This window comes from Desulforudis sp. DRI-14 (assembly GCF_052618305.1).
This window is the reverse complement of record NZ_JBQXEZ010000040.1, coordinates 1-6,291: the sequence shown is the minus strand read 5'-3', so window position 1 is coordinate 6,291 and position 6,291 is coordinate 1. Positions and strand designations below refer to the sequence as shown.

6 protein-coding genes are annotated in these 6,291 nt (G+C 59.8%); all 6 read left to right on the top strand.

Going from position 1 to position 6,291, the window contains the following annotated elements; genetic code table 11:
* The first annotated feature begins 77 nt into the window (after positions 1 to 77).
* Complete coding sequence (locus ACUM6F_RS12515; protein WP_425621001.1) at positions 78 to 752, top strand: hypothetical protein; 675 nt, start codon at positions 78 to 80, stop codon at positions 750 to 752.
* 47 nt (positions 753 to 799) lie between these two features.
* Positions 800 to 1,459, top strand: coding sequence for an ABC transporter ATP-binding protein (locus tag ACUM6F_RS12510; RefSeq protein ID WP_426377450.1), 660 nt, complete (start codon positions 800 to 802; stop codon positions 1,457 to 1,459).
* Positions 1,456 to 2,253, top strand: a complete 798-nt coding sequence (locus tag ACUM6F_RS12505; protein WP_445349451.1) for an ABC transporter permease — start codon at positions 1,456 to 1,458, stop codon at positions 2,251 to 2,253. Before ACUM6F_RS12510 ends, ACUM6F_RS12505 begins: the two co-directional genes overlap by 4 nt.
* Before the next feature lie 588 nt (positions 2,254 to 2,841).
* Complete coding sequence (locus ACUM6F_RS12500) at positions 2,842 to 3,141, top strand: ArsR/SmtB family transcription factor (protein WP_445349450.1); 300 nt, start codon at positions 2,842 to 2,844, stop codon at positions 3,139 to 3,141.
* Positions 3,142 to 3,145: 4 nt separating this feature from the next.
* Entirely contained in the window at positions 3,146 to 5,407 is a 2,262-nt protein-coding gene (locus ACUM6F_RS12495) for a heavy metal translocating P-type ATPase (RefSeq protein ID WP_445349449.1), read from the top strand.
* A gap of 191 nt (positions 5,408 to 5,598) precedes the next feature.
* Positions 5,599 to 6,216: a sulfurtransferase-like selenium metabolism protein YedF gene (gene yedF / locus ACUM6F_RS12490; RefSeq protein ID WP_445349448.1), complete on the top strand. Its 618-nt coding sequence runs from the start codon at positions 5,599 to 5,601 to the stop codon at positions 6,214 to 6,216.
* Positions 6,217 to 6,291 lie beyond the last annotated feature (75 nt).

The window sequence follows — 6,291 nt, the reverse complement described above, 5'->3', positions numbered from 1 at the left end:
CTTACGGGCGGCCTAATCAGGGTTATTAAAATTTAGGTATTGACATAGAAGGTCCGATGCTGGATTGAGGTGATAAGATGGCTAGAGGTTGGAGCCTGGAGAAGGCCGTCAAAATGGAAGAGGAGTTGTTCGGGGTCAACGACTACCAGGGCCTGCCGGGCGAGAAATCGTACGTGACCCTTACCGGCAAAGTACCGGTCCTGGTTTCGGCCCCTCATTCCGTCAAACACACGCGGCGGTCGAACACCGTCCCGAAGGAAGAGGACGAGTACACGGGTACCCTGGTCCGGCTCCTTCACGAACTGACCAGCTGCCATGCCATCTACGCCGCATCTTCCGACCTGGACGCCAACTTCTACGACGACTGTCCCTATAAAGCCGGCCTGGGCGAGCTGGTGATCAAAAGCAACATCAAGCTGGTGCTGGACCTTCACGGCGCCTCCCTCTGGCGCGACTTCGCCATCGACATCGGGACCTGCAAAGGGAAAAGCTTCCTCGACAAGCCGCACTTTCTGAGCCTGCTCCAGGACGCCCTGGCGGATGAGGGCATCGGCGACGTGCACATCGAGGACACCTTCTCCGCCTGCGGACAGGCCACGGTAACCCGCTTCGTCAGCCAGGAACTGGGCGTTCCCGCTTTACAACTGGAGATCAACAAGCGTTACCGGGACCCGGAGAACCACCCGGAGGAATTCAAGTCCCTGGTGGAGGCGTTGCGGAAATACATCCTGGAACTGGCCGCCCGCCTTTAGAATTCTTATGCTTACAGCCTGGTGCCGGTTAGTGTTATACTGACAGCATGGCCGGTATTTTGGAGTTTAAGGATTTAATTTTCAGGGCCGGCGCGGCGACTCCCGTCATCAGCCTGTCGGGAAGCATTGAGGACAGGCAGGCTTTGATCGTCCGGGGCCCTTCGGGTTCGGGAAAGAGCACTTTCCTGCGCGTTCTCGCCCGCTTGCATCCGGCGGTTTCCGGGACGGTCCGGCTTGAGGGACAGGACTGGCTTCGCTATCCCGGGCCGGAGTGGCGGGTGCGTCTCGTTTATGTTGCGCAAAAGCCGGCGATGTTTAGCGGTTCGGTCCTGGACAACCTGGTACGCCCCTTTGAACTTGGCGCCGTGCGCCGCCGCGCGGAACTAAATATGACCTTAATTGAAGAGGGCCTGGACAGGCTGATGCTGCCCAGGACGATCCTGAAGCAAGATGCCGGGCGGCTCTCCGGTGGGGAAACGGCCCGGGTGGCGGTTTTAAGGGCTGTGCTTGTCGGTCCGCAGGTGCTGCTGCTGGACGAGCCCACAGCCGGTCTTGACAGGGAGTCGCGGTCCGCTTTTTATGCCTTTATGCAAGGTTGGCTGGCAAAAGGGAAGCGGGCACTGGTTATGGTCAGCCACGGCGAAGATTACAGCCTGCTCAAAGACACGCATATCCTGAATTTAGGCGTGGGAGGAGTAGAAGTATGACGGGCGGCGTAGTGCCCATTTCAGACTGGCAGTTGGCCCTCAGCGTCATCCTGGTGGTCATCGCCGGGACGGTGTCGGCCGTCTTTCGCCTGGGCCTGCTGCGCCCGCTGGTCTGGGGCACGGTTCGCACCTTTGTGCAACTTACCCTCGTCGGTTACGTTCTGACCTACGTCTTTGCCTTGAACAACCTCTACCTGATCCTGGCCCTAGTGACCCTTATGGTCTATATCGCCTCCAGGGCCGCCGTCAGGAGGACGCCCAACGTTCCCAGGTATCCGGCCGGCCTGGCCTTTGTCGCCCTGCTGGCCAGCACCTATCTGGTCGGGACGATCGTTACGCAGCTGATTATCGCGCCCGAACCCTGGTACTCCGCTCAGATCATCATCCCCATCTTCGGGATGATCCTCGGCAACTCGATGAACGGGATCGCCCTTTCCCTGGATCGTTTGTATGCCGAGGTCAGGGGACGTCTGGGCGAGGTCGAAACACTGCTCTCATTCGGAGCCACTCCCTGGGAGGCCGTACGCGACTCGGTACGGGAAGCCATCAGGGCCGGTATGACGCCCACCATCAACTCGCTGATGGTTGTGGGCCTGGTAAGCCTGCCTGGAATGATGACGGGGCAGATCCTTGCCGGCGCCGACCCTCAGGATGCGGTACGGTACCAGATCGTGGTGATGCTGATGATTGCCGCGGCAGCGGCCATCGGCTGTCTGATCCTGGTTGGACTCTCATACAGGAAGATGTTCGACAGCGACGGGGCCCTGCGACAGGAAGCGTACGAGCGGGGGTGAAGAAGCTGCTTGACCTCAAGGTAGCCCTTTTACTCCTGAGAAGGCGAGGTATAAGGGTCAAATCGAGTCACTTAAATCAGTTTACATTGCATTTCTACCAAAAAAAGTTTACCTTAAGTGCCAGTGAGGTTCAGAAACTGGGCCAGCTTATCAAGGACACGGGGATCGGCAGGGAAGACATTCTTAACTACCTCATGCGGCACTGCAGGTGCGAAAATACATCGGGGAGCTCATTCGACTAGCCCCGTTCGTAACCCCCTTTCTTTTGTCCCTTCCGCTGTATCCAACGACCACTACCAATACTAGCTCCCAAGATCAACAGCCAACTGTAACAGCCGACTTATGACTCCCCGACTCCCAACTTACCGTCTGACTACCGCTGCCAAATTCCTATGTCTCAAGTCTTATGTCTTAAGTCAGTCCAACAGCCAACGGCCTTCACCACATCATTCCCGGAGTCGTATGGTGAATTGACACCGTCCGGTCTTTTCGGTTAACATTTCAATAAACATTAAAATATTATGGAGTTGAAGCTTCGTGCCCTATCAGGAGAGCCGGGCGGTTCGTGCTGACCGAAAGACGCTCGAGATGGCTTACGCGATACCGGACGTGAAGCCGGTCAAGGAGTTGTTCGCCGTCCTAGCCGACGAGACGCGGCTGCGCATCCTGTACATTCTTACCGACGGGGAGACCTGCGTCTGCGATATCACCCGTGCGCTCGGTTGTACGATCTCGAATACGTTTCATCACCTGCGCGTGCTGCGGGAGGCCCGCCTGATCTCTTCCCGCCGGAAAGGGAAGCACATCCTCTACAAACTCGACGATAAACACGTCCTGGGGTTGATTAGGGAGGGCTTCCAGCACGCAGCGCACACCAGCCGTGAATAGTGAAATGGCCAAACACGAAAGGGGAAATCCTGTGAGCGTGGCTGAAAGCAACCTCAATACCGCCCGTACCGAAATCCGGGTTGCCGGGATGGACTGTACTGCCTGCGCGGCCAAGGTCGAACAATACGTCGGCCGCCAGGACGGAGTCAGGCGGGCGGCGTTTATTCCCGGCAGCGACAAGGTGCGCATCGATTATGATCCTCGGGTCGCACGCCTGGACTTGATTACTGAAGGTTTGGCGGGTCTGGGTCATCCCGTCATCCGGGAAGAAGACGGGCCGGCCGCCGCCGGCGACGCCAGCCGTCCTGCCGCCTGGGCTGCCGGCGGCAAAAGCATCTGGTGGAGGCAACACTGGACCATGATCCTGTCGGGAGCCGCCCTCCTGGCAGGCATCATTCTTTTGTACCTCTTTTCGTACGGTCGGGCTGCTACGGCTTTATTCACCCTGGCGATGATCGCGGGCGGCATCGGCCCGGCCCGTGCGGGCTGGCAGTCCATCCGTTTACGGATGGGCGTCGATATGAACGTGCTCATGGTGGTGGCCGCCATCGGCGCGGCAGTCATCGGGGAGTGGGCCGAGGGAGCGACGGTCGTTTTCCTCTTCGCCGTCGGCGAGGCCCTCGAGGGATTCACCGTCGGGAGAGCGCGCCGGGCGATCCATTCGCTGATGTCCCTGGCTCCCGACACCGCGCTCGTGGTACGCGGGGGGCGTGAAAGGCAGGTCCCGGCCTCCGAGGTGGAGGTCGGAGAAACCATCGTGGTCAGGCCCGGCGCGCGCGTCCCCCTCGACGGGACGGTTACGGCCGGCCGGAGTTTTGTTAACCAGGCGCCGATCACGGGCGAATCGATGCCCGTGCACAAGGGACCGGGAGACGCTGTTTTTGCCGGCACGGTGAACGGCGAAGGGGCACTGGAGGTCCGGGTCGAACGCCGTGCCGGTGACACCGCGCTCGCGCGTATCGTCCGGCTGGTCGAAGAGGCCGGCGCCCGGAAAGCCCGTATCGAGAGGTTTATCAACCGTTTTGCGCGTTACTATACGCCCTTCGTAATGGCGGCTGCCGTACTGGTCATGGTGGGGCCCCCGGTAGTCCTGGGGCTGTCGTGGGCCGAGTGGTTTTACAGGGGCCTCGCCCTGCTGTTGATCGCGTGCCCGTGCGCGCTTGTCCTTTCCACCCCTGTTTCGGTCGCCGCGGCGGTCGCCAGCGCGGCGAGAAACGGGGTCTTGATCAAGGGCGGCGTTTTTCTGGAAGCAGTGGGGAAAGCCCGTATAGTGGCCTTTGACAAGACCGGTACACTTACACGAGGCCGGCCCGAGGTCACCGACATCATTCCTTTTGGAAACCGCCGGGAAGAAGAAGTCCTGGCTGTCGCCGCTTCGGTCGAGGCCCGTTCTGAGCACCCCGTCGCCAGGGCCGTCCGGCGGCGTGCCCGCGCCGAAAAGCTCGCTTTTCTCCCCGGCTCCGACTTTAAAGCCTTCCCGGGGTTGGGCGCGTCGGCCAGGGTCGGTGCTCAGAACATCATTGTGGGCAATCCGCGTCTCTACACTGAAAGGGGCGGGGCCCTTCTCGAAGAGGTGCAGGCCGTAATCACGCGCCTGGAGGCGGAGGGGAAGACGCCCGTGCTCGTCGCCTGCGAGGGAGATATTTGGGGACTTGTTGCCGTAGCCGATCAACTGCGGGACACGGCCCCCGCCACCGTAAGCAAGCTCGGCGACCTGGGCGTTAGGACCGTGATGCTGACCGGGGACAACGAGGGAACGGCTCGGACCGTCGCCGGGCGCCTCGGGATTGAAGACTGCCGGTACGGGCTGTTGCCCGAGGATAAACTTGAGGCCGTGAGGGAGTTGGAAAAAGCCGGAAACCGGGTGGTGATGGTCGGCGACGGGATCAATGACGCGCCGGCTCTTGCCGCGGCCACCGTCGGCGTAGCGATGGGCGCCGGTACCGATGCCGCCCTCGAAACAGCGGATATCGCCCTGATGGGCGACGACCCGGCCAAAATACCTTTCGTCATCCGTCTCAGCCGGGGAACGCGGAACATTGTGGCGCAGAACATCACCATCGCGCTGGTCATCAAGCTCGCCGCCGTCGCCCTGATCTTCCAGGGGTGGCTGACCCTGTGGCTCGCCGTGATGGCTGACACCGGTGCGGCGGTGTTGGTCGTGGCGAACGGCATGCGCCTGCTGCGCACTTCGACGGCTTCTCAGGCCAGAGGGGGGCAGGGTTTCGGCAGCTTGTTCTGGCTCAAAATAAAGCCGTATTTCTAAAGGTACGCCGCAGATGACTTTTGCATCAAGGAGACTAAATCAGAAATGATTACAGAAAGTAATGAGTTATATTGAAGGATGTAATAGAGTCTGCGGCAAAGTATTTGCCGCAGACTCTACGGTGTAAGGTGTAGGGTATAGGGTATAAAAATAGATGAGTTTCGCTTCGTTCATAAGGAGGTCGGTCTTAGATGGGTAGAAGTAAGACATTGGACTGCCGGGGCCTGGCCTGTCCCCAGCCTGTACTGGCTACAAAGGAAGCCCTCAGCGAACCGGGTGTAGAGCACCTGGTGACGATTGTGGATAATGCCGCCGCCCGGGAAAACGTGACGCGTTTTGCGCAAAATGCGGGTTGGGAAGTCGAAGCAAAAGACGAAAACGGTGTATACTACCTCACGCTCAGGAAGCCGGGCACGGTTCCGGCGGACAGACCCCGGTCCGCGAGACCGGCGGCTGGACAAGGGGAAGGGAGACGCCCGGTTTACCTGGTGACGAGCAACGTCCTGGGGCAAGGTCCCCAGGACCTCGGGCAGGTGCTGATGAAGAGCGTCTTTGTCTCGCTGAACAGTATTGACACCGTACCGGACGCCCTCATTTTTTTGAATTCCGGCGTGTATCTGTGTGTCGAGGGCTCGCCCGTCCTGGAACAGGTCCGGGCGTTGGAGGTAAAGGGAACGGCCATTCTTGTCTGCGGCACCTGCCTCGATTACTACGGTGTTAAGGACAGGCTCGCCGCCGGCCGTATCACGAACATGCTCGAAGTTCAGGAAACGCTTGTGAAGGCCAGCCCGCCCATCACCCTGGCATAAGTTGCCTGAGCGCCAAGCATTGGACCTTCTATGTCAATACCTAAATTTTAATAACCCTGATTAGGCTGCCCGTAA

Excerpts from the sequence above, each read along its gene's own strand:
- ACUM6F_RS12515 (WP_425621001.1), top strand. The coding sequence starts at position 78 with ATGGCTAGAGGTTGGAGCCTGGAGAAGGCCGTCAAAATGGAAGAGGAG.
- ACUM6F_RS12500 (WP_445349450.1), top strand. The coding sequence starts at position 2,842 with ATGGCTTACGCGATACCGGACGTGAAGCCGGTCAAGGAGTTGTTCGCC.
- ACUM6F_RS12495 (WP_445349449.1), top strand. The coding sequence starts at position 3,146 with ATGGCCAAACACGAAAGGGGAAATCCTGTGAGCGTGGCTGAAAGCAAC.
- ACUM6F_RS12505 (WP_445349451.1), top strand. The coding sequence starts at position 1,456 with ATGACGGGCGGCGTAGTGCCCATTTCAGACTGGCAGTTGGCCCTCAGC.
- yedF (WP_445349448.1), top strand. The coding sequence starts at position 5,599 with ATGGGTAGAAGTAAGACATTGGACTGCCGGGGCCTGGCCTGTCCCCAG.
- ACUM6F_RS12510 (WP_426377450.1), top strand. The coding sequence starts at position 800 with ATGGCCGGTATTTTGGAGTTTAAGGATTTAATTTTCAGGGCCGGCGCG.